This is a genomic window from Sphingomonas sp. NFR15, assembly GCF_900103265.1.
GTDB classification, from domain to species: domain Bacteria; phylum Pseudomonadota; class Alphaproteobacteria; order Sphingomonadales; family Sphingomonadaceae; genus Sphingomonas; species Sphingomonas pollutisoli.
This window is the reverse complement of record NZ_FMWX01000001.1, coordinates 1,049,829-1,074,721: the sequence shown is the minus strand read 5'-3', so window position 1 is coordinate 1,074,721 and position 24,893 is coordinate 1,049,829. Positions and strand designations below refer to the sequence as shown.

General features: G+C 67.7%; 18 protein-coding genes. 8 read left to right on the top strand and 10 right to left on the bottom strand.

All coding sequences use genetic code 11. The annotated features are described in order from the left end of the window. The first annotated feature begins 78 nt into the window (after positions 1-78). From BLS81_RS05010 to BLS81_RS04995, 4 genes are all read left to right on the top strand, one after another. Complete coding sequence (locus tag BLS81_RS05010; protein WP_093221386.1) at positions 79-1,341, top strand: efflux RND transporter periplasmic adaptor subunit; 1,263 nt, start codon at positions 79-81, stop codon at positions 1,339-1,341. Then, a complete protein-coding gene (locus tag BLS81_RS05005) occupies positions 1,338-4,526 on the top strand; it encodes an efflux RND transporter permease subunit (protein ID WP_093221383.1) in 3,189 nt (1,062 codons plus the stop codon). The genes BLS81_RS05010 and BLS81_RS05005 overlap by 4 nt, the downstream gene beginning before the upstream one ends. Then, complete coding sequence (locus BLS81_RS05000; protein WP_093221380.1) at positions 4,523-5,944, top strand: efflux transporter outer membrane subunit; 1,422 nt, start codon at positions 4,523-4,525, stop codon at positions 5,942-5,944. The genes BLS81_RS05005 and BLS81_RS05000 overlap by 4 nt, the downstream gene beginning before the upstream one ends. Before the next feature lie 339 nt (positions 5,945-6,283). After that, a complete protein-coding gene (locus tag BLS81_RS04995; RefSeq protein WP_176787035.1) occupies positions 6,284-6,940 on the top strand; it encodes a PilZ domain-containing protein in 657 nt (218 codons plus the stop codon). Between the two features lie 22 nt (positions 6,941-6,962). Here BLS81_RS04995 and BLS81_RS04990 read toward each other — a convergent pair whose 3' ends face one another. The 4 genes from BLS81_RS04990 to BLS81_RS04975 form a co-directional block, all read right to left on the bottom strand. Then, a complete protein-coding gene (locus BLS81_RS04990; protein ID WP_093221375.1) occupies positions 6,963-8,222 on the bottom strand; it encodes an MFS transporter in 1,260 nt (419 codons plus the stop codon). Continuing rightward, a complete protein-coding gene (locus BLS81_RS04985; protein ID WP_093221372.1) occupies positions 8,219-8,653 on the bottom strand; it encodes a MarR family winged helix-turn-helix transcriptional regulator in 435 nt (144 codons plus the stop codon). The genes BLS81_RS04990 and BLS81_RS04985 overlap by 4 nt, the downstream gene beginning before the upstream one ends. A gap of 94 nt (positions 8,654-8,747) precedes the next feature. Next, entirely contained in the window at positions 8,748-11,165 is a 2,418-nt protein-coding gene (locus BLS81_RS04980; RefSeq protein WP_093221370.1) for a TonB-dependent receptor, read from the bottom strand. A 190-nt stretch (positions 11,166-11,355) separates the two neighbouring features. Then, positions 11,356-14,757, bottom strand: a complete 3,402-nt coding sequence (locus tag BLS81_RS04975; RefSeq protein WP_093221367.1) for an acyl-[ACP]--phospholipid O-acyltransferase — start codon at positions 14,755-14,757, stop codon at positions 11,356-11,358. A 129-nt stretch (positions 14,758-14,886) separates the two neighbouring features. On the opposite strand from BLS81_RS04975, the gene BLS81_RS04970 reads away from it, so the two are divergent. Then, on the top strand, positions 14,887-15,474 hold the full coding sequence (locus BLS81_RS04970) for a TetR/AcrR family transcriptional regulator (protein WP_093221365.1): 588 nt from the start codon (positions 14,887-14,889) through the stop codon (positions 15,472-15,474). 40 nt (positions 15,475-15,514) lie between these two features. On the opposite strand, the gene BLS81_RS04965 is transcribed toward BLS81_RS04970, so the two are convergent. From BLS81_RS04965 to hflK, 3 genes are all read right to left on the bottom strand, one after another. Next, positions 15,515-17,056 (bottom strand): Do family serine endopeptidase, encoded by a 1,542-nt coding sequence (locus tag BLS81_RS04965; protein ID WP_093221362.1) that lies wholly within the window; start codon positions 17,054-17,056, stop codon positions 15,515-15,517. Positions 17,057-17,154: 98 nt separating this feature from the next. Continuing rightward, positions 17,155-17,973, bottom strand: coding sequence for a protease modulator HflC (gene hflC, locus BLS81_RS04960; RefSeq protein ID WP_093221862.1), 819 nt, complete (start codon positions 17,971-17,973; stop codon positions 17,155-17,157). A 41-nt stretch (positions 17,974-18,014) separates the two neighbouring features. Then, a complete protein-coding gene (gene hflK, locus BLS81_RS04955; protein ID WP_093221360.1) occupies positions 18,015-19,154 on the bottom strand; it encodes a protease modulator HflK in 1,140 nt (379 codons plus the stop codon). A gap of 71 nt (positions 19,155-19,225) precedes the next feature. On the opposite strand from hflK, the gene BLS81_RS04950 reads away from it, so the two are divergent. From BLS81_RS04950 to BLS81_RS04940, 3 genes are all read left to right on the top strand, one after another. Continuing rightward, positions 19,226-20,191 carry an Mrp/NBP35 family ATP-binding protein gene (locus BLS81_RS04950; RefSeq protein WP_093221357.1) on the top strand — a complete coding sequence of 322 codons (966 nt, stop codon included), beginning with the start codon at positions 19,226-19,228 and terminating at the stop codon, positions 20,189-20,191. After that, on the top strand, positions 20,191-20,619 hold the full coding sequence (locus BLS81_RS04945; RefSeq protein WP_093221355.1) for a CoA-binding protein: 429 nt from the start codon (positions 20,191-20,193) through the stop codon (positions 20,617-20,619). Before BLS81_RS04950 ends, BLS81_RS04945 begins: the two co-directional genes overlap by 1 nt. A 72-nt stretch (positions 20,620-20,691) precedes the next feature. Next, positions 20,692-21,036: a hypothetical protein gene (locus BLS81_RS04940; protein WP_093221352.1), complete on the top strand. Its 345-nt coding sequence runs from the start codon at positions 20,692-20,694 to the stop codon at positions 21,034-21,036. Between the two features lie 18 nt (positions 21,037-21,054). Here the strand turns inward: BLS81_RS04940 and BLS81_RS04935 are convergent, their stop codons facing one another. The 3 genes from BLS81_RS04935 to BLS81_RS04925 all read right to left on the bottom strand — a co-directional run bounded on the left by BLS81_RS04935 (position 21,055) and on the right by BLS81_RS04925 (position 24,867). Further along, entirely contained in the window at positions 21,055-22,104 is a 1,050-nt protein-coding gene (locus BLS81_RS04935) for an aspartate-semialdehyde dehydrogenase (RefSeq protein WP_093221350.1), read from the bottom strand. Positions 22,105-22,457: 353 nt separating this feature from the next. Then, positions 22,458-23,744 (bottom strand): homoserine dehydrogenase, encoded by a 1,287-nt coding sequence (locus tag BLS81_RS04930; protein ID WP_093221347.1) that lies wholly within the window; start codon positions 23,742-23,744, stop codon positions 22,458-22,460. A gap of 169 nt (positions 23,745-23,913) precedes the next feature. Next, complete coding sequence (locus BLS81_RS04925) at positions 23,914-24,867, bottom strand: isopenicillin N synthase family dioxygenase (RefSeq protein WP_093221345.1); 954 nt, start codon at positions 24,865-24,867, stop codon at positions 23,914-23,916. Positions 24,868-24,893 lie beyond the last annotated feature (26 nt).

Genomic DNA, 24,893 nt, shown 5'->3' with positions numbered 1-24,893 from the left:
CACTGTTACGCCGCCATGCCGCGGCGTAATGCCGCGCCGGACCCATTTTCGCGCCTGCCCGAAACACACAGGAATTCGATGCACACACATGACGAGCCAAAGGCGCTGCCGCCTTCGACGCGCCTGCCCGCCCGCACGCAGCTTCGCTGGCTCGGGTTGGCCGTCGCCGCGCTCGTGGTGATCGCGGTGCTGGCTATGGTGATCGCGCAGTTCACCCGCAGCACGCCCCCTGCGCCGCCGGTGACGCCGCCCGGCACGCTGCGCCTCTCGCCCGATCAGTTCGCCGCGTTGCAGACGATGCGCGTGGCGATCGGCAACTCGGACGCGCGCACGCTCGCGACCGGCGCGATCACGGTCGATGCCGATCACAGCACGCCGGTGCTGATGCCATATTCGGGGCAGGTCGCGCAGGTGCTGGCCGACGCCGGCCAATATGTGAAGCAGGGCCAGGCGCTGCTGACGGTGCGGACCAACGATTTCGTGGATGCGCGGAACGGGCTGTTCTCGGCGCGCGCCGCCTATCAAAGCGCGCAGGCGCAGCTACAGACCGCGCAGCGCACCGCCGAGCGGCAACAGCAGATCTATTCGACCGCCGGCGGCGCGCTGAAGGATTATCAGCAGGCGCAGGCAGACCTCGCCGCCGCGCAGGCGGCCGCGCGCACCGCCGCCGCAGCACTCGGCGCCGCGCGCGACAAGCTCGCCATCCTCGGCAAGAGCCCAGGAGAGATCAACACGCTGGAAGGCGCGGGCGAGGTGTCGGGCATCCACGACATGACGACGCTGCACGCGCCGATCTCCGGCCTCGTGGCGACGCGCGACGTGTCGGTCGGGCAATATCTGTCGCAGGGCGGCGACAAGCCGGTGATGACGATCACCGATCCCTCGCGCGTCTGGCTGGTCGCGCAGATCGCCCAGAGCGACGCGAGCGCGGTCCATGTCGGCGATGCCGTGACGGTGACGACGCCGGCGCTGCCCGGCCGCGTGTTCCACGCGACGATCAACCTGGTCGGCGCGGCGCTCGACCCCGATACGCACCGCCTGCCGGTGCGTGCCGCGATCCCCAACCCGGACGGGGCGCTCAAACCGCAGATGTTCGCGAGCTTCGCGATTCACCAGAGCGGTGCCGGGCAGGTGATCCGCGTTCCCGCCGCCGCCGTCATCCACGAAGGCGATTCGGCGCGCGTCTGGGTCGTGCGCCCCGACGGGCTGCTCGCCGCGCGTTCGGTGACGGCGGGCGAGGAACAGGACGGTCAGGTCGAGATCACCGCCGGCCTCAAGCCCGGTGAGCGGATCGTCACCGCGGGCGCGTTGTTCGTCAACGAGGCGGGTCTGGGCGAATGAACCGTCTCGTCGCGATCGCGCTACGCCAGCGGATGCTGATCGTCGGCATCTTCTGCGCGATGCTGCTCGCCGGGGTGATCGGCTTCCTCAACCTCAATATCGAGGCGTATCCCGATCCCGTGCCGCCGATGGTCGAGGTCATCACCCAGACCAACGGCCTGTCCGCAGAGGAGATGGAGCGCAACGTCACCATCCCGATCGAGGTCGGCATGGCGGGCATCCCGCATCTCACCGCGATCCGCGCGATCTCGCTGTTTGGCCTGTCCGACATCAAGATCCAGTTCAGCTATGACCTGACCAACGAGGCGGCCAAGCAGCAGGTCATCAACCGGCTTTCGCAATTGCCGCCGCTCGCCGGCGGTGCGCAGCCGACGCTGTCGCCGACCAGCCCGGTCGGCGAAATCTACCGCTACAAGATCACCGCCCCCAAGGGCTATTCGGTGATGGACCTCAAGACCCTGCAGGACTGGGTGCTGCAACGCCGCTTCAAGCGCATCCCCGGCGTGATCGACGTGACCGGCTGGGGCGGCAAGCTGCGCACCTATGACGTGGTGATCGACAGCGCGCGGCTCGCCGCGCACAACGCGACCATCTCGCAGGTGCTGACCGCGCTCTCCAAGAGCGACAGCAACGTCGGCGGCCAAACGATCAACTTCGGCGCGCAGGCGGCGATCGTGCGCGGCGTCGGCCTGATCCAGTCGGCCTCGGCGATCGAGAACGTGCTGGTCGGTACGTCGGGCGGCCAGCCGATCCTCGTCAAGGATGTGGCGGACGTCCAGATCGGTAACGCGCCGCGGCTCGGCATCGCCGGCTACAACGACCAGGACGATATCGTGCAGGGCATCGTTCTGATGCAGCGCGGCGCGCAATCGATGCCGACGATCCAGGCGGTGCAGAAGGAAGTCGCCGACATCAACAGCTCGGGCGTGCTGCCGCCGGGCGTCCAGCTCGAACGCATCTACGACCGTTCCGACCTGATCCACCTGACGATCCATACCGTGCTGGAGAACATGCTGGTCGGCATCGTGCTGATCTTCGTTTTGCAGGTGCTGTTCCTCGGCAATTTGCGCAGCGCGATCATCGTCGCGGCGACCATCCCGTTCGCGCTCGCCTTCGCGATTCTGTTGCTGGTGTTGCAGGGGGAGAGCGCGAATCTGCTTTCGGTCGGCGCGCTCGATTTCGGGCTTGTGGTCGATGCCAGCGTCATAATGGTGGAAAACATCTTCCGCCACATGGTCGATCGAACCGCGCGCGTGGAAAGCGGGCATGGCCATTACACGACGGCGACGCGTTTCTCGGCGATCCTCGGCGCGAGTTCCGAGGTGAGCCGCGGCATCTTCTTCGCCGCCGCGATCATCATCGTCAGCTTCCTGCCGTTGTTCACCTTGTCCGGCGTCGAGGGCCATATCTTCGGGCCGATGGCGAAGACCTATGCCTATGCGATCACCGGCGGGCTGATCGCGACCTTCACCGTGGCGCCGGTGCTCTCGGCGATGCTGCTGCCCGACAAGCTTTCCGAAGTGGAGACGTGGATCGTCGCGCGGCTGCGGCGCGTGTACGAGCCCGCCGCCGCCTTCGCGCTCGGCAACCGCATTCTCGCGATCGGCGGGGCGGTGCTGCTGCTCGCCGTCGCGCTGATTGGCGCGCGCTCGCTCGGCATCGAGTTCCTCCCGCATCTGGAGGAGGGCAACATGTACATCCGCGCCAGCCTGCCGCCCTCGATCAGCCTCGAAGCGGGCGAGCCGGTGGTCAAGGGCGTGCGCCGGATCATCATGCAATATCCCGAGGTCAACGCGGTGCTCTCCGCGCATGGCCGCCCCGATGACGGCACCGATGCGACCGGCTTCTTCAACGCCGAATTCTTCGTGCCTCTGAAGCCGTTCGACACCTGGCCGCGCGGCGTGACCAAGGACACGTTGATCGCCGAATTGTCGAAAAGACTTTCCGACAAATATCCCGGCGTCGAATTCTCCTTCTCGCAGATCATCGAGGATAACGTCGAGGAAGCCGCCTCCGGCGTGAAGGGCGCCAATTCGATCAAGCTGTTCGGCCCCGATCTCGCGACGCTCGAGAAATATGCCGACCAGATCAAGGATCAGATGGCCAAGGTTCAGGGCATCGCCGATCTCGGCGTGTTCCAGTCGCTCGGCCAGCCGACCGTACAGGTCGATGTCGATCGCGGCGCGGCGGCGCGTTACGGGCTCACGCCCGACGACGTCAACCAGACCGTCGCCGCCGCGATCGGCGGGTCTTCGACTGCCGACCTGTATGAGAAGGGCACCGATCGGCACTTCCCGATCGTGGTGCGCCTCAAGCCCGAACAGCGCAACAGCGTGGAGGCGATCCGCCGCATCACAATCGGCGCGACCGCGCCGAGCGGCACCGGCATGATCCAGGTGCCGCTGTCCGAAATCGCCAACGTGCGGCTGACCTCGGGCGCGTCGTTCATCTACCGCGAGCATCAGGAACGCTACATCCCGATCAAATATTCGGTGCGCGGGCGCGATCTCGGCAGCGCGGTGGCGGAGGCGAAGGCGCGGATCGCACGCAACGTCCATTTGCCATCGGGCTATCACCTCGAATGGGCGGGCGAGCTCGACAATCTCAACAACGCCGTCGCCCGGCTCGAGATCGTCGTCCCGATCAGCCTGCTGCTGATCCTGCTGCTGCTCTACGCCAATTTCGGCTCGATCCGTGACAGTCTGCTCGCCTTCTCGGCGATCCCGATGGCGGTGATCGGCGGCATCCTCGCGCTGGCGCTGTCGGGCACGCCGTTCAGCATCTCGGCGGCGATCGGCTTCGTCGCGTTGTTCGGTATCGCGGTAATGGACGGGATTCTCGTGGTGACGACGTATAACAACGCGATCGACGAGGGCATCGATCGCGAGGCGTCGCTCGCGACGACGGTGGCGCATAGCCTGCGCCCCGTGGTGATGACGTGCCTGGTCGCCGCGATCGGTCTGCTGCCGGCGGCGATGTCGAGCGGGATCGGCAGCCAGGTGCAGAAGCCGCTCGCGCTCGTCGTGGTCGGCGGGATGACGTTGGCGCCGGTGCTGATCCTGCTGGTGCTGCCCGCGCTGATCGCGCGCTTCTCGCGCCGGGTGTCGCCCCACGATCGCGGCGCGCATGGCCGCGATGTCGGGCACCACACACCACCTGCGGGCGATGGGGAGGTGCCGGCATGACGCGCGCGATCCTCATCGCCGCGCTGCTCGCGACCAGCGGCTGCGCGCTCGGCCCCAAGACCCTCGATCCGCACGCGGCGCTGCCGCCCGCGCCCAAGCCCGAGACGATCAGCCCGGCGAGCGGTCCGGCGCAGGCGCTCACCGCCGACGCGCCCGCCGGCGACTGGTGGCGCGAGTTCGGCAGCGGTCAGCTCGACACGCTGGTGGCGACCGCGCTCGCGCACAATAACGACATCCAGGTCGCCGAAGCGTCGCTGCGCCAGGCGCAGGAGACGGGCAGGGCGGCGGCTGGCGCGGCCTTGCCGCAAGCCGACCTCAGCTATCAGGCGCAGCGCACGCGTATCTCGCGCGACCTTTCGCCCGCGGTCGCGGATGCCAACCAATATCTCTACAGCCTCCACACCGCGCAGGTGACGGTCAGCTACGGCCTCGATCTGTTTGGCGCGACGCGCTCGCGGATTCGCTCGGCGCGTGCGGCGGCCGAGGTGCAGGCGCACAGGCGCGATGCCGCGCGCGCGACCGTGGTCGCGAATCTGGTCGCCGCCGTGATCCAGCGCGCGGCGCTCGCCGAGCAGATCGCGGCGACACAGACCAGCATCGCGGTCAACCGTGATATTCTCGGCGCGTTGCGGCGGCGTCAGCAGCTTGGCGATGTCGGCGCCGCCGACGTGGCGACGCAGCAGACCGCGCTTGCGGCAGCCGAGGTCGCCTTGCCGCCGCTGGTGCGCGCGGAACAGCACCAGCGGGTCGTGATCGGCAGCCTGATCGGCGTGCCGGCCGGAGCGGCCTTGCCCGATCTGCCGACGCTCGACTCGCTCGCGCTGCCGACCCGCTTGCCGCTCGCCCTGCCGTCCGATCTCGTCACGCGACGGCCCGACATCGGCGCGGCGCGCGCGCAGCTCGAAGGGGCGGGGGCGGATGTCGGCACCGCGATCGCGGCGCGCTTGCCGAGCATTCAGCTCAGCGCCAGCGCCGGCGGCACCGCGCAGGCATTCGGCGATATGTTCAAGGACGGCAATCCGTTCTGGGCGATCCTCGGCGGTGTGACCCAGCCGCTGTTCCACGCCGGCGCGCTGCGCCACCAGCAGCGCGCCGCCGAGGCTGCGCTCGATGGCGCCAAGGCGCAATATCGCGCGACGGTGCTTCAGGCGTTCGGCGAAGTCTCCGACGCGCTGAGCGGCCTGCGCACCGATGCCGAAGCGCTCGACGCGGCGACCCGCGCCAGCGATGCCTCGGGACGCGCGCTGGGTTTCGCGCGGCGCCAACTCCAGCTCGGCAGCATCGGCACGCTCGCGCTGCTCAACGCGACCGCGGCGGACGCGCAGGCGCGTGCGCAACTCGTCCAGGCGCGTGCCGCGCGGCTGAGTGACACGGTCGCCCTGTTCCAGGCGGTCGGCAGCCGAATCGGCGCGAAATAGCCGCATACCCGCACGCGCGAGGATCGGTGGCACGGCAGCGGGAACGCGCTTGCCGGGTCGCGGTACCTGCCACCCGGCATGTTCGCGACAAAAAAAGGGCCGCCCCGGAGGGCGGCCTTTGAAAGTTTTAGGAGAGGATGCCTGAAAGGCACGCCCTCTTTGCGGCGGAAATGAAAATGCTGCAAGTGCGAACAGGGCAGCTCTGATTGCGCGGAACGCATCCGATCCCCGGAAAATTAAGTGCGCGTAAACGAAATCTCGATACCCAATTTGGGGTTAGCGCCGGGCATAGCTCGACCGGCCAGCACAATGGCGCGTCACGCCGGGGAGAGAGCGGCCATGTTCGACCATCGCAACGACAAAGCCTTGACCGTCATCTCGATGTCCGATGACGTGCCGCCGGCGCCCGAGCGCCGTGCCGACGCCCGCAACCTGTCGATCCTGAAGGCGGCTATCCTGCGCACCGCGCTCGGCGAGGAACTGTGCCTCGTCCGCAACATCTCGCGCGGCGGGCTGATGGCGCATATCTTCTCCGATCTGGAGGTCGGCGACGCGGTGAAGATCGAGTTCCGCTCGTCGAAGATCGTGCGGGGCCGGGTGGTCTGGCGCCGCCCGGAGTTGATGGGGGTCCGGTTCAGCCAGTTCATCGACATCGCCGAAGTCCTCACCGAATCCACGCCGACCTCGGGCTATGTCGCGCGCGCGCCGCGCGTCGCGGTCAGCGTGCCGGCGCGGCTCCGCTCGGGCGCACGCTATCAGCCCGTTGCGCTCGCCAACATCTCGCAAGGGGGCGCGCGAGTCTATCTGAGCGACCCGGGCCGGGTCGGCGACGACGTGGTGCTTTCGGTCTCTGGCCTGCCGGTGCTCACCGGTTCGGTGCGGTGGCGTGCCGATGCGTGCGCGGGCATCGCATTCAACGAACTGCTCGCGTTCGAGGATGTCGGCCGCTGGATTTCCAGCCACAATGTCGGAGTTGCCACCGGACTGGCGGAGTAGCCGCCAGCGGTTCGAGACGATCTCAGGCGGCGGCGGTTCGTGGTGCGGCGCGTCCGCCCGCCACAAACAGTCCCGAGGCGATCAGACCGAACAGGCCCGCGATGACGAAAGCGGGCAGGTACGTGCCGGTCGCCTCCCGGATCGCGCCCGCACCGAACGCGGCGGTCGCGGCGCCGAGTTGATGGCCGACCATGATCCAACCGAACATCACCGGCGCATCGCGTTCGCCGAACGCCTGGTTGGAGAGCTTGACGGTGGGCGGCACGGTCGCGATCCAGTCGAGCCCGTAGAACACCGCGAACACGGTGAGGCTGAGCGCCGAAAGGTCGATGAACGGCAGCGCGATCAGCGATGCCCCGCGCAGGCCGTAATAAACCATCAGCAGTTTTCGGGGATCGTAGCGGTCGGTCAGCCAGCCCGACGCGGTCGTGCCGATCAGGTCGAACACGCCCATCATCGACAGAAGCCCCGCCGCCGCCACCGGGGCGATGCCGTGATCGCCGCAGAACGCGATCATATGCGTGCCGATCAGCCCGTTGGTGGTCAGCCCGCAGACGAAGAAGGTGCTGAACAACAGCCAGAACACCGGGTTGCGGCTTGCCCGGAACAAAGCCTCGAACGCAAGCAGCGGCGTCGCCGCCTGTTTCATCGCGGGCGGGGCGGTCGGCTCCGCCTCGCCGAACCGGCCGGTGCCGACGTCGCCGGGATGTTCCGGGATCAGCAGCCATACCAACGGGATCAGGGCGAGCGCGGCGATACTCACCGCCGTGGCGACCGGCTTCCAGTCGCCCGCGCTCGAAAGCCACGCGAGCATCGGCAGGAACACCAGCGCGCCCGTCGCGGTGCTCGCGCTCAGCATCCCCATCACGAGGCCCTGCCGGGTCGCGAACCAGCGGTTGACCACCGCCGCGCCGAGCACCGAGGCGACCGCGCCGCTGCCGATCCCTGAGACCACGCCCCAGCTCAGCACATAGTGCCAAGGCTCGGTCATCTTCAGGCTGGCGATCGTTGCCGCCGCCATTAGCCCCAGGCCGCCGAGCATCGTGCGGCGAATGCCGATGCTCTGCATCAGCGCCGCCGCGAACGGCCCGACCAGCCCGTAAAAGAAGATTCCGATCGCGGCCGAGGCGGAGATGGTCGCGCGATCCCAGCCGAAGTGCATCTCCAGCGGTACCATCATCACGCCCGGCGCCGAGCGCAAGCCCGCCGAGACCAGCAAGGCGAGGAACGTCACCGCGACGACGACATAAGCGTAGAATCGCGGCGGCACGCGCGGGATCATGCGTCGGCTTCTTGCGCGAGCGTGGACAAACGGCCGAGCGTGGCTTCGAGCGCGGCCCATTGCTCCGCCCCGAACGCGCCGATCAAGCGCCTCTGCATCGCCTGCCACGGCGCGCCGGCGCGCTCCAGCGCTTCATGTCCCGCATCGGTGACGGTCACGGCCTTGGTCCGCGCGCCGGCGTCGGCGATCGCGAGCCAGCCGAGCCTTTCGAGAGGCGCGAGCGCCCGATACAACGACGTCCGCTCCATCACCAATATCTCGGCGAGCCGGCTGAGCGCGACCGTGCCACGCCGCGCCACGTTGCGCAGGATCGCGAATTGCGTGATCGTCATGCCGGTCGGCGCCAGCGCCTCGTCATAGAGGCGCGTGATGGCGCGGGTCGCCTTGCGAAGCGTCGTGCAGGCGCAGGCGGGGTCTGATGTGGTGGACATGGCGATGATGTATATGCATCATCGCACGGACGTCAACCGAGCGGCTGGCGCGCCAGCCAGCCGCTCTGGTTCGGCGCGAACGTCGGGTGACTCGTCAGAAGTTGACGCTGATCGTGCCGAACACCTGCCGCGGCGCGACCGGGAACTGGTTGAACGTGCCTGATGCCGCACCGATGCTGAGCGTCGACGCGCCCTTCTGATCGGTGATGTTGGTCACGTTGACGCTGAGGTTGAGCGTCTTCACGAACATCGCGTCGTTCAGCGGGACGGCGACGCCGATGCGGCCGGCAAGAGTGAAGTAGCCTGGCACCGACAGATCGTTGGTGTAGGTCGCGAAGCGGCGGCCGAGATAATCGCCGGTGAACTGCAGGTCGAAGATGCCGTAATTGGCCGAGACGACGGTCTTGTTGAGCCATTTCGGCGAGCCGGGCACCTGTTTGCCAGCGGTCGGCACCACCACCGCCGGAACGCCGGTCGAATAGTTCTGCTGGTACTGCGAGTCGTTGTACGACACCGCGTTGTAGATCGAGAAATGCGGCCCGAAATGCAGCGTCGCCGCGAAATCGACCCCGTTGGTCTTCACGTCGCCGACGTTCTGGATGATCGCCGCGCCGCTGATGATCGAGGTGATGACGGTCGTCGGGCTGAGCGCGAGCAGGCGGTTGCTGAAATCAACGTGATAATAGCTGATCTGCCCTTCGAAGCCGGTGATCGGGCCGAGTGAAACCGCGTGCTGTGCGCGCGCGCCGACTTCATAGGTCCAGCTCGTCTCCGGCTTCACGTTGGCCTTGAAATCCTCGAACACCGGCTGGCTGCCGAGCGCGAACGGTGACAGGCCAGTGGCGGCGCTGGTCGGGAACTGGCGAATGTTCTGCTGCGCGTTGACGAAGAACTGGTCGTGTTCGGTCACCGCCCAGGTCGCGCCGATCTCGGGCAGGAACGCCTTGTCGGTGTTGATGCGCCCCACCGGCAGCGCCGTCGAGTTCGAGAAAGATCCGGGGATCGGCTGGACCGGGACGTCCTGGCGCGCCTTCTGGAAGGTGCTCTTGAAGCCGGCCAGCACGGTCACGTTCGGCAGGATGTGCCAGGTATCCTGAATGTGCGTTTGGATTTCGTCGACGGTGATGCGGCTGCCGTATTGCGTGATGAGCGGCGCGGCCTGATCGAACGGGCGGGTGTAGGGCGACGAGGGATTGTTGACGTCGAGCGCATACCAGCGCCGGAACGCCGACGAGCTTTGCCGTTCGTACCAGCCGCCGACTTCGATCTCATGGTTGCCGAGGTGCGCGCTCAGCGTCGAGAGGATGCCGCCGCGATCGATCTGATATTCGGTGGTGCGGGTCGCGAGGCCCGAGCCGCCGAAGATCGTCGAAAGCCGCGCGAGGTTCGCCGCCGAGGTCGGGCTGCTGCCGGGGACGCCGGGATAATAGAAGGAGAACAGCCCCGGCAGGCCGGCGACGTCGATCGGCCCGGCGACGACGCCGACGCCGTCGTTGTGATGCGCATAGGCCTGGTTGGTCCAGGTGACGCGGTCGCTGATCCGCCAGTCGTATTTCGCGTACGCCAGATAATCGGTGCGCTGCGCGTCCGAATAATAGTTTCGGTAATTCGAACCCGCCGCCTTGTATGCGCCGGAGTTCAGATAGGTCTGCATGCCGGCGAAATCGGGATAGAAGAACGGGCGCGTATAGGGCGCGGTCGCGCGGTTCGCCGGGGTGATGACGGTCGCGTCCTCGTTCGGCTCGGTCTTGTCCGAATAGGCGGCGTAGATGGTGAACTTGCCGGTGGCGTCGTCATGGACGAACTTGCCATTGGCCTGATAGCCGCCCTGATGGCCGTTGAAGTCCCACGCGCGGGCATCCTGCCGCACGCCCGAGAGATAGAAGGCGCTGCCGGTGCCGAGATCGCCGCTGTCGATGCGGACGAAGGTGCGGTAGGTGTTGTAGCTGCCGAAGGTCTGCGCGATCGTGCCGCCCATCTCGTGCTTGGGATCGCTCGAGAAGGTGTCGATCGTGCCGCCGAGGTTGCTGGTCGATGCGGTGCCCAGGTCGCCCGCGCCGCTCGCTAGCGTGACACGCCCGACATTCTCCGAGATCACCGCGCGCTGCGGCGCGAGGCCGTTGTAATTGCCGTAGGTCTGGTCGCCGAGCGGAATGCCGTCGAGCGTGTAGCCGAGCTGCTGCTGGTTGAAGCCGTGGATGAAGAGCGAGATGTTCTGCTCGTTATTGCCCCACGGGTCGGCGGTGAGGAAGGTGACGCCGGGCAGTGTCTGGATCGCCTTCAGCGGGTTGATGCCGGGCAGTTGCTTCTGGATCTGGATGCCGTCCATCTCGACGACCGAGCGCGTGCGGCGGCCGGTGACGACGATCTGCTGGTCGTCGTCCCCCGCAGGTGCGGCGTCATCGGCCGGGGCCGCCGCCGGGGCGGGGGCGGCATCGGCGGCATGTGCGGCGAACGGCGTGCTGGCGATCCCCGTGGCCAGCGCGATCATGGAAATCAGACCGGTCTTCATCGTCTCTTCCCTCTTTGCGGCACTGCAACAAAGCGGGCGGGTAGAGGCGCTGGAAGACGATATGGCGTCAGGAATGTTTCAGATTCGCGGCAGGGCCGATTGCCGGTTACTGTCACATATCGGCATCAGTGGCGGGGTGGGTACTGGAACCCGTCCGGCATGACGACGAAGCTATTGCGGAGGTTTCGCGTCACGCCGCGGCGTCCGCCATCGCGCCCATCGTCACGTAATCGGTCTTGCCCGTGCCGAGCACCGGCAACGCGTCCACCACGCGGATGTCGCGCGGGATCGCGAGTTCGGCGATGCCGTTCGCGCGCCCCCAGGCTTGGAGATCGGCGGCCTTGGCGTTGGTGCGCGTGGTGAACAGCACGAGCTGCTCGCCCTTCTTGGCATCGGGCCGCGTCACCACGCCGTGTTGCGCCCCGGGCCAAAGCCGGGCCGCATAGCCCTCCACCGCCGGCAGCGACACCATCTCGCCGCCGATCTTGGCAAAGCGCTTGGCGCGGCCCTTGATCGTCGCGAACCCCGCCTCGTCGACCTCGACGATGTCGCCGGTGTCGTGCCACCCGCCCTCGGGCGGTTGCAGCACGCCCGGCCGATCGGCCTTGAGATAGCCCGCCATCACATTAGGCCCGCGGATCGACAGTTTGCCGCCGCCGCCGATCCCCGGCACCGGATCGAGCCGCCCCTCGATACCGGGCAGCAGTCGCCCGACGCTGCCGGTCTTGAAGTGCATCGGCGTGTTGACCGCGATCACCGGCCCCGCCTCGGTCGCGCCATAGCCTTCGAGGATGCGCAGCCCGAACTTCTCCATCCAGCTTTTGCGCGTCTCGTCCCGCACGCGCTCGGCTCCGGCGAAGACGTAGCGCATCGCGTAGAAGTCATAGCTATGTGCCATCCGCGCATAGCCGGCGAGGAAGGTGTCGGTGCCGAACAGGATCGTGGCGTTGGCGTCGTAAGCAAGCGCAGGCACGATCCGGTAGTGGAGCGGGTTTGGGTACAGCAGCGTCTTCACGCCCGACAGGATCGGCAACAGCGTGCCCCCGGTCAGCCCGAAGCTGTGGAACACCGGCAGCGCGTTCAGCACCATGTCCGACCCGCTGAAATCGATCCGCGCCGCGATCTGCGCGCAATTGGCGAGCAGGTTGCGATGCGTGAGCACGACACCCTTGGGCAGACCTTCCGAGCCGCTGGTGAACAGGATCACCGCCGGCGCATCCGGCGCGATCCGGCGGCGGGCGTGGAGATGCGCTGCGAACCGCGTCGCGACCAGCGCGCGCAGCTTGGCGAACGCGCCGATCCCGGCGGAGACATCCTCCAGATAGCGCACCGTGATCCCTTCGGCGGTGAGTCCCTCGATTACCGCCGCGAGCTTCGCCTGATCGATGAAAGCGCGTGCCGTCACGATCGTCCGCAGCTCGGCGGCGGCGCACGCCGCCTTGAGATTGGCGAGGCCGGCGGTGTAATTGAGCATCGCCGGCACCCGCCCGGTCGCCTGCAATCCGAAGAACGTCACCACCACCGCCGAGACGTTGGGCAGCAGCACGCCGATCGCCTCGCCCGGCTTCGTGCCCGGCTCCAGCGCGCGCCCGAGCGCGAGGCTGCCGGTGACGAGCCGGCCGTAGCTGAGCGGCGTGCGCTTCATATCCTCGACCACCGGCTTGCCCGCACCGCTCAGATGGCTGGCATCCACCAACGCCTCGAACAAGGTCCGGTCGATATGCGAGGTCGCGAAGATCATCGCGCTCATCTCGTCATAGAGCTGGCGTCCGGCTGCGGCGCGGCGCGCGCGCGCCGTCATCTCGCCGTCGATGTGGAAACGGCGCGGCGGCAGCACGGTCAGCGAAATCTTGGGGAACAGCCGCGTCCGCACCTTGCCGCGCAGATAGGAGAAGGGGGTGAACTGCGCCCCCTCGATCCGCACCGGCACGATCGGCGCGTCAGCCTTGTCGGCAACCATGCCGGGGCCGTCGAACACCTTCATCAGCGCACCCGTCACGGTGATGCGGCCTTCGGGGAAGATGACGAGCGTATTGCCCGCCTTCACCGCGCGCACCATCGCCTTGGCCGACATCGGGTTGGTCGGATCGACCGGGAAGGCGCGGAACAGTTTCAGCGCGGGCGCCATCCACCAGCGTTTGGTCACCGCGGTGTGCACCGCGAACACCGGCTTGCCGGGCAGGAACACCGCGAGCAGCAGCCCGTCGAGCCACGACACATGGTTGACCACCACCACCGCGCGCTCACCCGGTTGCGGCATGTTCTCGCCACCCGCGACCTCTACACGGTACAGCATGGTCAGCAGCCAGCGCATCACCGCCTTGATGACCGTTTCGGGCAACAGCCAGCACGAGATCAGCGCCACCGCCAACGTCGCGAAGCCGAGCGCGCCGATCACCCCCGGTGCGCCGGTGCCGCTCGCCTGAAGCCCGGCGACCGCCGCCACCACCGCCACCGTGACGGCGGCGTTGAGGATGTTGTTGGCGGCGATGATCCGCGAGCGTTCCTCGGGCGGACTGGCGGTCTGCAGGATCGCATAGAGCGGCACGATGAACATCCCGCCCGCGAACGAGATGCCGGCGAGATCGAGCAGCACTCGCCACCCGCCGTCGCTGCGCGCGAAGGTCAGCATGCCGGGGTTGGGCGCGTGGACGACATAGGACGAGGTCGACAGCCACAGATCGATCATGAACCCGGCCATCAGCAGCGCCGCCACCGGCACGTAGCGCGCCGAGACTTCGCCCGCGAGCAGCCGGTTGACGAACAGCGAGCCGAGCGCGACCGCGATCGAGAAGGTCAGCAGGAACAGCGTCACGACGGGCGACGCACCGCCCAACCGCGCCGTCACCAAGGACGGAAATTGCGAGACGAGGATCGCGCCGACCGCGAAGAACCAGCTAATGCCGAGGATGCACAGCCACACGCCTTCGCCGTCATGCGCGGCCTTCAGGACGTGCCAGGTGCTCTTGAACGGATTGCGCTCGATCCGCACGTCGGCGCGGACCGGCGGGGCGGGCGCGATGGCGAGGCTGGCGACCAGCCCGCACGCCGCCAGCGCGGTCGCGATCATGCCCGCCTGCCACGGCTGCACCACGCCCGCGAGCAACTGCCCGCCGAGGATCGCGAGGAAGGTGCCAGCCTCGATCACACCGGTCGCGCCCATGATCTCCTTGGGCGCGAGTTGCTGCGGCATGATCGAATATTTGACTGGACCGAACAGCGTCGAGTGGCACCCCATCATGAACAAAGCGACGAGCAGCAGCGGCACCGACTGGAACCAGAAGCCGGCAAGACCGATGCCCATGAAGGCGATCTCGGCGGTCTTGACCAACCGGATCAGCTTGGCCTTGTCCCATGCGTCGGCGATCTGCCCGCCAAGCGCCGAGAACAGGAAATAGGGGAGGATGAAGATGCCGGTCGCGATCGTCGCGAGCATCTCCGCCTTGGCCGGCTGCCCCGCGTAGAGCGTGAAGTTGGCAAGGAACAGCATCGCGAACTTGAGCACGTTGTCGTTGAACGCCCCGAGGAACTGGACGACGAACAGCGGGCCGAAGCGACGCTTGGCGAGGAGCGAGAAATCGGGTGCCGACATTGTCATCTCCGAACGGGGCGGACGCGCATTGGTTGCCGTCCGCAACTGACGATCACGACGTGCCACATAAATGAGCGGTGTTCAATATAAGAATTAGACGGTGTTCATTTTTTGTTTTAAGGGGCGCTCATGGGCCGCCGATCCGATCATAGCCGCGCAGAGCTCGAGGAGCTGATCCTCGCCGAGGCGCATGCGCTGATGGCCGAAGTGGGGTTCGCACGCTTCTCGGCGCGCGAAGTGGCCAAACGGATCGGCTATTCGATCGGCACGATCTACAATGTGTTCGGCAGCCTCGACCGGCTGGTTTTGGCGGTCAACAGCCGCACCTTCATCGCCTGGGCGGGGCTGGTGCGGGCGCGGCTTGACGCGGCCGGGGCGGACCGGGTGGCGGCGCTGGTCGAAGCCTATTTCGATTTCGCCGAGGCCAATCCGAATCTGTGGATGGCGATCTACGATCATCGCCTGCCACCCGACGCGCCGTTTCCGGAGGGGTATTTCCGCCAGCGCGCCGAGCTGACCGGCTTGGTCGAGGCCGAGATCGCGGCGATCCTGCTGCCCGCCAAAATAGGGACGGCGGCGGCGCTGGCACGCTCGCTGGTGGCGATGGTCCACGGGCATTGCGTGTTCGCGCTCAACGGCACGTTCGCATTGCTGGGGGAGACCGATGCGCGCGGCGCGGCGCTGGCGCGCGCGCGCGAGGTGCTGGCGGCGCAATAGTCAACACGTCGCCCCGGCGCAGGCCGGGGCGACGGTGATCTTACTTCTTCAGCTTCACCGCGATGAACAGCGCTGGCATCCGCCCGCGCTGCACGTACAGTGCGACCTGATCGCGGCCGTCACGCTTGGCCTGCGCCACGACCGCCGCCAGCTCCGCAGGTGCCGCCGTCGGCGTGCCGTTGGCGGAGATGATGACATCGCCGCGCTTGAGCTTCTGGCCGGCGTCGCTGGCCGGATCGGTGGTCGCGATCACGACGCCCCGCACCGACGAATCGATGTTGAGGCTGCGCGCGATTGCGGGGGTGAGCGTCTGGACGGTCAGCCCGAGCGGGTTGGCCGTTGCCGAGGGCGTGCCCTGCTGCTGATCGTCGTCGCCGCCCAGCGCGTCGTCATCGTCGCCGGTCGCGACCTTGGCGGCAAGCGCGTCTTCCGACGGACGCGTGCCGATCACCGCGCTGACCGTCATCGGCTTGCCCTGGCGGATGATGCCGATCGGAACGCGTGTGCCCGGCGTGACGTTGGCGACCAGATAGCTGAGCGACTGATCGGGCGTGACGTCCTTGCCGTTAACCGAGGTGACGACGTCGCCGACCTTGAGGCCAGCCTTGGCGGCGGCTTCGTTCGGCTCGATCGAGCGCAGCAGTTCGCCGTGGTTCTTCTGGAGGCCCAGCGCCGCCGCGATATCGTCATCGACCGGCTGCGGGCCGACGCCGAGATAACCGCGCGCGATCTTCGTGCCCTTCATCAGCTTGTCGATGACGGGGCGCGCGTCTTCCGCCGGAATCGCGAAGCCGATGCCGATGTTGCCGCCCGACTGGCCGGCGTAGATCTGCGAGTTGATGCCGATCACCGCGCCGGTCATGTCGAACATCGGGCCGCCCGAATTGCCCTGGTTGATCGCCGCGTCGGTCTGGATGAAGCGATCATAGGCGCCGCCGCCGGTGACGCGGTGGAGCGCCGAGACGATGCCCGCGGTCACGGTCGAGCCGATCCCGAACGGGTTGCCGATCGCGATGATCCAGTCGCCGACGCGCGCGCGGCTCGAATCGCCGAACTTGACGTAGGGCAGGTTGGTCGCGTCGATCTTGAGCAGCGCGAGGTCCGAGGTCGGATCGCGGCCGATCAGCTTGGCCTTGTATTCCTTGCGGTCGATCATGATCGCGGTAATCGAATCGACGGTCGCACCCTTCGCGCCGGGTGCGACGACGTGGTTGTTGGTGACGATATAGCCGTCGGGCGAGATGATGAAGCCCGAACCGAGCGAGGTCGCCTCGCGCGTGATCGGCGCGCCGTTCCCGCCCTGGCCCTGGTTCATCTGCCCGAACAGATCGCCGAAGGGCGTGCCGGCGAACGGATTGGCGGGCTGCTCGACCTTGATGTGCTGGCTCGTCGAGATGTTGACAACCGCCGGCTGCAGCTTCGCGACCATGTCGGCGAAGCTCATCGGCGCGCCGGAGCGCGGGACGGCGGCGGCGATCGCGCCGGGTTCGTTCTGCGCGGTCTGCGCGGGCGGTTCCAGCGCGACGGCGGCAGCGGTGCCGCTGAGAAGGATGGCAGCAGTAATGGCGTAAGCGTATCGCACTTGGGTTGATTCCTTCCGTGTGCCGTATCGGGGCAACGCACCGACCTTAGCCAAGGTTGCTGAACGGTGATTGAATATGAACAAGCCGAAAGAGTCGATCAACGCCGGCCCTGGAACTCCTTCAAATAGGCATTGTCGGGCGACAACACCATCGAGGTCTGGCCCTTCGCGCTGTCGCCGAAAGTATAGCGATAGGACTGCATGGCGCGATAGAAGTCGTAGAAATCCGGGTCTTTATTGAAGCTTTCCGCGTAGATTTGCGCCGCCTTGGCGTCGGCTTCGGCGCTGATGATCTGCGCGGTCTGCTGCCCCTTCGCCTGGATGGTCAGCGCTTCCTGTTCGCGCGCGGTCTTCATCCGGTCGAGCGCGCTTTGCAGTGGCGCGCCGTCGGGCAGGTCGGCATGCTTGATTCGCACATCGACGATCTGCACGCCGTATTGCGCGGCCAGCCGCTGCAACCCGGCCTGGATATTGTCCATCACCTGACCGCGCTCTGGGCTGAGCAGCGCCGCGAACGGGCGTTTGCCGAGTTCGTTGCGCAGCGCCGAGCTGAACAGCGGCTGGAGCTGATCGATCACGCGCTGCTCGGTGACCGATGTGCTGCCGGTCGAGACCACCGCCTTCAGCGGATCGACGATGCGGAAGCGCGCATAGGCATCGACCTCCAGCCGCAACTGATCGGTCGAGAGCACCGGCTGATTTTCCAGATCGACATCGAGCACCCGCTTGTCGACCCAGACGATCCGGTCGATGAACGGAATGCGCGCGATCAGACCCGCGCCGGAGCGGCCGAACACCTCATGCGGCTTCCAGCGGTTGATCGCCCCGCCGACCGGCTGTTCGAAGCGCAGGATCACCGCCTGTTTGGTCTCGGGGACGATCGCAAAGGTGCTGGCGATCAGGATCAGCGCGAGCATCGCGACGATGCCGATCGCGATCGGATTGCGGAAGCTGAGGTTCACTGGGCGTCTCCCTGAACCTGCGGGGCGGGGGCCTGGGCTGCCGGGGCCTGCGCCTCGGGCGCACGCCGCGCGCCGCCGGGCAGCGGCAGATAGGGCACGACGCCGGGCGCCTCCACGATCGTCTTGTCGCTACGCGCCATCACCTGTTCCATCGTCTCGTAATACAGGCGCTTGCGCGTCACCTCCGGCGCGAGTTTGTACTGGGCGTAGATCACGTCGAACGACGCCGCCTCGCCCTGCGCGAGCGCGAGCTTCTGCTGCGCATAGCCGCGCGCCTTGTTGATGTTGCCCTGCGCCTCCTGCTGCGCGGCGGAGACCTTCTTGAACGAATCGATCACCTGCTCGGGCGGCTGCGCGCCCTTGATCGCTACGCCCTGGATGCGGATGCCGGCGTTGTAGCTGTCGAGGATCGCCTGCATGTTCTGCTGGACCTTGACCTCCATCGCGCCGCGCCCCGACCCGATCGCGTCGTCGAGCGTCGCGGTCGCCAACACCGCGCGCATCGCGCTCTCGGCGGTGGCGCGCAGCGTCGCCTTGGGGTCCGCGATCTGGAACACATAATCCTGCGGGTTGCTGATGTCCCAGCGCACCGAATAATTGACGTCGACGACGTTCTGGTCGCCGGTCAGCATCAAATTCTCGCCGCCATTCTCCGGGAAGGTATCGGTCTTGATCTCGCGGACATCGACCTTCATCACCGAGTTGAACGGCGCTGGCAGCGTCAGCCGGATACCGGGTTCGAGCGTGCCAGCATAACGGCCGAAGAACGTCACCACCGCGCGCTGCTGCGGGCCGATCGCGTGGATCGAGGTGAACGCGATCCACATCGCCACGAGGATACCCACGCCGATCAGCCACAGCGCGCCCGCGCTCGGCGTGCCGGGAATGTGCGGCCGGCCGCCGCCGCCGTTTCCACCGCCGCCCGCGCCCCGCGCGCGCTTGATGAACTCGTCGAGTGCGCTCGGGCCGGGAATGCGGGGGCGGTTGCCGTTGCCGTTGCCGGGTTTGGGCGCCCACGGATTGCGCGGGCCTTCGCCACCACCAGCGCCGTCACCGCCGGGGCCGCCGCCCCACGGGCCTTTGTCGTCGCTATTCAGGAGTGGGGGACGCTGAAACCAGCCCGTTAGGATCGTCATCCTTTCTCTATAGGTACGCGTTCCGCCGAAAAATAGTGGCAAGCGCCCGCAACCGCCCTATCTGCGCAACGATGACTGATCCAAATCCGCTCGATAGCGCGCTCGCTCCCGTCGCAGGCACCCGCGCGACCGCGCGTACGGAGGGGAACCGCGCCAGCATCATCCTCGACGTGAGCGGGCTTGAGCCGAGCGAGCATGCGCCGCTTGAAGCGCGCGTCCGTGCCGCCGCCGCCACTGTTCCCGGCATCGAGACGGTGCGCGTCGCGCTGACCAGCCAGCGCACCCGCCGGCTGTCGATCGCGGTGGCGAGCGGCAAGGGCGGGGTGGGGAAATCGACGGTCTCGGCCAATCTCGCGATCGCGCTCGCCGCGCGCGGGCGCCGCGTCGGGCTGGTCGATGCCGACATCTACGGCCCGTCGCAACCCAAGCTGATGGCGGTCGAAGGCAGTAAGCCGACCGCGCGCGACAAGGTGCTCCAGCCGGTGGCGACGCCCTATGGCGTGCCGTTGCTGTCGATGGGTCAGCTCGTCGCCGCCGATCAGGCGATCGCGTGGCGCGGGCCGATGGCGGCGGGCGCGCTCGGGCAGCTCATGGACGCCAATTGGGGCACGACCGATACTCTGGTGATCGATCTGCCGCCCGGCACCGGCGACGTCCAGCTCACCATGATCCAGAAGCATCGTCCGGCCGGCGCGGTGATCGTCTCGACCCCGCAGGATCTCGCGCTGATCGACGCGCGCCGCGCGATCGACCTGTTCAACAAGGCGGGCGTGCCGATCATCGGTCTGGTCGAGAACATGTCGGGCTATGCCTGCCCGCATTGCGGCGAAATCTCGAACCCGTTCGGGCAGGGCGGCGCGGAAGCGGCGGCGGCCGAACTCGGCATCGCATTTCTGGGCCGAGTCCCGCTCGACATCGCGATCCGCTCCGCCTCCGACGCGGGCACGCCGCCCGCCGCCGGGAACGGTCCCGAAGCCGCCGCGTTCGCGACGATTGCCGACGCGGTTTCGCGCTGGATCGAAACGGAGGGACGCTGATGCCGATCACCGATGACGCCGGGATCAAGGCTTTGCTCGAAGAGACGCGCACGATCGCGCTGGTCGGCGCGTCCGACCGGCCCGATCGCCCATCCTACGGCGTGATGAAGCGCCTCCAGGATCACGGCTACCGCGTGATCCCGGTCAATCCGCAGATCACCGGCGAGCATATTCACGGCGAATTCGTGTTCCGCGATCTCGACCAGCTTGGCGATCCGATCGACCTCGTCGATATCTTCCGCAATTCGGCGGCGGCCGGCGATGCGGTGGACGATGCGATCCGCATCGGCGCGAAGGCGGTGTGGATGCAACTCGGCGTGGTCAACGAAGCGGCTGCCGCGCGCGCCGAGGCGGCGGGGCTGAAAGTGGTGATGGACCGCTGCCCCGCGATCGAGATCCCTCGGCTGGGGGTCGCTCGCGTCGCATAACCACGGCGTGGTTGACCTTGCGGCGCGCGCGGATCATCCTCGCGTGATCTAAGGCTTCCGGGCGACTCCGCGATGGTGTTTCCGCTGCTCCTGCTGCTCGCCGCGCCCGATGACGTGGCCATCACCACATACCATGCGCTGACCAGCGCCACGCCTGCCTGCTCACGCCCGGCCGGCGACGACGTGGTGGTATGCGGCCGCCGCGCCGCCGATCGCTACCGGGTGCCGCTGGTCATTCACGACCCCGGCGACCCGGCGTACGAAGGCGTGCCGGCCGAGCGCGAACGGCTGTTCGCGCGGACCGACAATTGCGAGGAGAAGTCGATCTTCCTCGTCGGCTGCGGCTCTTTCGGCATCAAGGCGACCGTCAACGCGAGCGGCACGCATGTCGCGGGCGAACGGGCGCTGGCGCCGTAGCGCCCGCTCGCGTGGTCGTCAGCGTGCTTGCGCGAGCAGCACTTCGGCGATCTGCACCGCGTTGAGCGCCGCGCCCTTGCGCAGATTGTCGCCGCTCACGAACAGCGACAGGCCGTTGGCGACAGTCGGATCGGGCCGCACGCGGCCAACGAACACCGCGTCCTGTCCCGTCGCCGCGAGTGGGTTGGGCACCGCCACCAGTTCGACTCCTGGCGCGCGGCGCAGCAGGCCGTTCGCTTCGCTCACCGAGATCGGCCGTTCGAACGCCACGTTCATCGACAGCGAATGGCCGGTAAACACCGGCACGCGCACGCACGTCGCCGACACGGCGAGATCCGGCAGGCCGAGGATCTTGCGGCTTTCGTCGCGGAGCTTCAGTTCCTCTTCGGTATAGCCGTCCTCGACCAGCACATAGTTGAGCGGCACGACGTTGAACGCGATCGGCGCCGCCCACTTGCGCGGCACGCCCAGCTTCACCGCGCCGCCGTCCTGCGCGAGCCCGGCGCACGCGCCGGCGCCAGCGACGATCTGCTCCTCGAGTTCGCGCACGCCCTCCATGCCACCGCCCGACACCGCCTGATAGGTGCTGGCCACCAGTCGAGTCAGGCCGGCGGCGTCGTGGAGCGGCTTGAGCACCGGCATCGCCGCCATCGTCGTGCAATTGGGGTTGGCGACGATGCCCTTGGGCAGATCGCGCAGCGCATCGGGGTTTACCTCCGCCACCACCAGCGGAACGTCCGGATCGCTGCGCCAGGCCGAGCTGTTGTCGATCACCACCGCGCCCGCCGCCGCGACCTTTTCCGCGAGCGCCTTCGAGGTGCTACCGCCGGCCGAGAAGAACACGATGTCGAGCCCGCTATAGTCGGCGGTCGCCGCATCCTCGACGAGGATCTCGCCGCCCTTGAACGGCACGCGGCTGCCCGCCGAACGCGCCGAGGCGAACAGCCGCAGCGCGGTGAACGGGAACTTCCGCTCGGCCAGCATGGTCAGCATCATGCTGCCGACGAGGCCGGTGGCGCCGACGATGCCGACGGCGAGACGATCGGGCGAGGGGCGGAACGAAGGCATGGGTAGGCGTCTCCTGTTGAGCGGAGGCGCGGGTGTGATTTCGGTCCTGTCGTACAAGGCCGCCCCGCGCTACCGCGGGGCTGTGTCCGGTTGGCTTAGGGTTGAACCGTCAGCACGACCAGACCGCCCCGCGTATGCGGGTCGGCTTGGTGCTAATGGTTTTGGCCATCGAGGACATGGGGAGCGCCGATAGCGGGGCGCGAGGGCGGTGTAAACCGGGGTTGGCGCTTTTTGCTCCCCTCCCTGGAAGGGAGGGGCTGGGGGTGGGTCGCTCTCGTTGGAGCGCTGCGCCAGCCTCAAGCCAACCCACCCCCGACCCCTCCCTTGTTCAAGGGAGGGGAGTAAGAGCGCGGTCACTCCAGAATGTGCATCCACAGCGGCTGGCCGGTGAGGCTCTGCGAGCCGCGCAGCCGTTCCAGCGCCTGTGCGACCGCACGCTCGGGGGCTTCGTGTGTCACGATCGCGACCAGTACGCTGCCGTCGCCGCTCGCACCGCGCTGGATCAGGCTCTCGATCGACACGCCGGCATCGCGCATCGCCGCGGCGATCTCGGCGAGCACGCCGACCTTGTCCGCCACCGCGAAGCGCACATAGTTGCGCCCGCGCCGCTCGCCCGGATCGGCCGCGCCCTGTGCCGCCAGCGCGGACGAGGGCATGGCGAAGGCGGGGCCGAACTCGCCGCGCGCGATGTCGATCAGGTCGGCGACCACCGCGCTCGCGGTCGGGCCGTCGCCCGCGCCGGCGCCCTGGAACAGCAACCGGCCGACGTAATTGCCCTCGGCCACCACCGCGTTGGTCGCGCCCGTCACGTGCGCGAGCGGATGGCTGATCGGCACCAGATGCGGGTGGACGCGCTGGAACAGCCCGCCCGCGCCGTGATCGGCCACGCCGAGCAGCCGCACGCGGTAGCCGAGCGCGGCCGCCTCGGCGATGTCGGCGGCGAGGACGTGGCGGATGCCGCTCGCCGCGACATCGCCGAACGCCGGCTGGGTGCCGAACGCGATGCTGGCGAGGATCGAGAGTTTGTGCGCGGCATCGATGCCGTCGATGTCGAAGGTCGGATCGGCTTCGGCATAGCCGAGCGCCTGCGCCTCGGCGAGCACCTCGGCGAAATCGCGGCCTTCGGCTTCCATCTTCGACAGGATGAAATTGCAGGTGCCGTTGAGGATGCCATACACGCGGCCGATCTCGTTGGCGGCGGCGCCCTCGCGCAGCCCCTTGATGACCGGGATGCCGCCCGCGACCGCCGCTTCGAACTTGAGCGCCGCGCCGGCCTTCTCGGCGGCTGCGGCGAGTTCGAGACCGTGGTGCGCGATCATCGCCTTGTTGGCGGTGACGAAACCCTTGCCCGCGCCGAGCGCGCTGCGCGCCAGCGTGAGGGCGGGGCCGTCCGACCCGCCGACCAGTTCGACGACGACATCGACCTCGCGCGAGGCGAGCGCGGTGGTGTCATCGACCCATTCGAAGCGGCCGATATCGACGCCGCGATCCTTGCCGCGGTCGCGCGCGGAGACCGCGACGATCTCGATCGGCCGGCCCGCGCGCCGCGCGATCAGCGCGCCATTCTCGTCGAGCAGCCGGATCACGCCGCCCCCGACGGTGCCGAGGCCAGCGAGCGCGATACGAAGCGGTTGGGTCATCGTCTAAGGTCTTTCCGAGGTCTCGCCACACCACCCGTTCGTGCTGAGCGAAGTCGAGGCACGTGCCGCAAACGCTCGCGGCCGAAACACGCCCTTCGACTTCGCTCAGGGCGAACGGTGTGGGGTTGACTTTAGACAGGCGGATAAGGCGGGGACAAGCCCGGCGTGGCTACTTCTTCACCAGCCCGATCTCGACCAGCCGCTCGTGCAGATAATCGTGCGCGGTGATGGGTTGCGGATAGCGGTTGGGTCGATCCGCGTCGATGCAGCCGGGCAAGGTCTCGATCAGGAAATCGGGGTTCGGATGCAGGAAGAACGGCATCGAATAGCGCGAGACGCCGCGCCGCTCGGGCGGCGGGTTGACGACGCGGTGGCTGGTCGAGGGCAGCACATGGTTGGTCAGCCGTTGCAGCATGTCGCCGACATTGACCACCATCGCGCCCTCGGGCGGCTTGACCGGCAGCCAGCGCCCGTCGTGATCGAGCAGTTCGAGGCCGGCCTCCTCGGCGCCGAGCAGCAGGGTTATGAGGTTAATGTCTTCGTGCGCGCCCGCGCGCACGCCCTCGGCATCTGCGGGGATCGGGGGGTAATGCAGCAGCCGCAGGATCGAATTGCCATTCGCCACGGCGGGATCGAACCAATCCGGCGCGAGTCCCAGATGTCGCGCGATCGCGGAGAGGATGCGGTCGCCGGCGCGATCGAACGCGGCGTAGAGCTGGAGGAAGGTATCCTTGAAACCGTCCGGCCGCTCGGGCCAGACGTTTGGCGGCATTCGGTCGGCGAGCGGATGTCCCGCCGGCAGCTCGCGGCCGACGTGCCAGAACTCCTTGAGATCGACCGCCGATGCGCCCTTGGCGATCTCGGTCTTGAACGGCGTATAGCCGCGCTGCCCGCCGCCCTCCGGGGTGAAGTAGCGGCGCTTCTCCGCCTCGGGCAGCGGGAAGAAGGCGGCGGTGTCGGCCCAGCCGCGCGCGATCAGCTCGCTTGGGATGCCGTGGTCGGCGATGACGGCGAAGCCGAACCGCTCGAATGATCCGCCCAACGCGGCGGCGAAACCCGCGGGGTCGCGCGCTTCGTCGGCAAGCGAGAGCGTCGGGATTTCGGAAGGCGGGGTATCGAGCATGGACGCGACCGTTGATTGGGGCTGGG